The organism is Acinetobacter sp. 766875, assembly GCF_000582055.1.
Classification (GTDB): Bacteria; Pseudomonadota; Gammaproteobacteria; order Pseudomonadales; family Moraxellaceae; genus Acinetobacter; species Acinetobacter nosocomialis.
Map to the genome: position 1 here is coordinate 1 of NZ_JEXX01000054.1, position 1,657 is coordinate 1,657.

1 protein-coding gene is annotated in these 1,657 nt (G+C 50.0%); it reads right to left on the minus strand.

The features are described from left to right. Positions 1-1,657: Ig-like domain-containing protein (locus J576_RS19275; RefSeq protein ID WP_050679910.1), on the minus strand; the 1,657-nt coding region annotated here is incomplete at both ends.

Genomic DNA, 1,657 nt, shown 5'->3' on the forward strand with positions numbered 1-1,657 from the left:
CAACACTGGAAGTGTATTGTCTGCAAGGGTCCAGGTGCCATCACCATTGTTCACCGCTGGATAATCCACACCATCTACAGTCACCACAACTTTCGCTGTCGGATCGTTCACTGTACCGGTTAATGCAGGTGTACTGTCATTGGTTAATGTCGTTGTTACTGCAACTGTTGGGGCAACTGCATCTACTACACCTGTGCCAGGTAATGACGGGTTACCCGCTGGGTCAGTCGCTGTCGCTGTTACTGTTTGTCCATCTTTAAGATCACCTGGGTTTGGTACTGTCCACTTACCATCCGGGCCTGCAACTACAGTCGCTGTTGTGCCATCCGGGAAGCTCACGGTAACTGTTGAACCAGGTTCTGCTGTACCTGTTACAGGATTAGTTGCATTGATTGGATCAAGTACCGGTGCACCTGGTGCTGTCGTATCGACAGTTACCATAGCATCAGTTGTACCCACATTACCTGCCGGGTCGGTTGCTGTCACAGTCACGGTATGCGGACCGTCTGTCAACACTGGAAGTGTATTGTCTGCAAGGGTCCAGGTGCCATTGCCATTATTGGTTGCCGGGTAGTTCACTCCATCTACAGTCACCACAACTTTCGCTGTCGGATCGTTCACTGTACCGGTTAATGCAGGTGTGCTGTCATTGGTTAATGTCGTTGTTACAGTTACTGCCGGTGCAACCGCATCTACTGTACCAGTTGATGGTGCTGACGGGTTGCCCGCTGGGTCAGTTGCAACAACTGTAACTTTGTCTCCATCTTTAAGATCACCTGGGTTTGGTACTGTCCACTTACCATCCGGGCCTGCAACTACAGTCGCTGTTGTACCATCTGGGAAAGTGACCTTAACTGTTGAGCCAGCTTCTGCTGTACCTGTTACAGGATTAGTTGCATTGATTGGATCAAGTACCGGTGCATTTGGCGCAGTGGTATCAACAGTCACCATAGCATCAGTTGTACCCACATTACCTGCCGGGTCAGTCGCTGTCACAGTCACGGTATGCGGACCGTCTGTCAACACTGGAAGTGTATTGTCTGCAAGGGTCCAGGTACCATCACCATTATTGGTTGCTGGGTAGTTCACTCCATCTACAGTCACCACAACTTTCGCTGTCGGATCATTCACTGTACCGCTTAATGCAGGTGTGCTGTCATTGGTTAATGTGGTTGTTACAGTTACTGCTGGTGCAACCGCATCTACTGTGCCAGTTGATGGTGCTGATGGGTTGCCCGCTGGGTCAGTTGCAACAACTGTAACTTTGTCTCCATCTTTAAGATCACCTGGGTTTGGTACTGTCCACTTACCATCCGGGCCTGCAACTACAGTCGCTGTCGTACCATCCGGGAAAGTGACCTTAACTGTTGAACCAGCTTCTGCTGTACCTGTTACAGGATTAGTCGCATTGATTGGATCAATTACTGGTGCATTTGGCGCAGTGGCATCTACAGTCACCACAGCATTAGTTGTACCTACATTACCTGCTGGGTCGGTGGCTGTCACAGTCACGGTATGCGGACCGTCAGTCAACACTGGAAGTGTATTGTCTGCAAGGGTCCAGGTGCCATCACCATTATTGGTTGCCGGGTAGTTCACACCATCTACAGTCACCACCACTTTCGCAGTTGGATCATTTACTGTACCGCTTAATGCA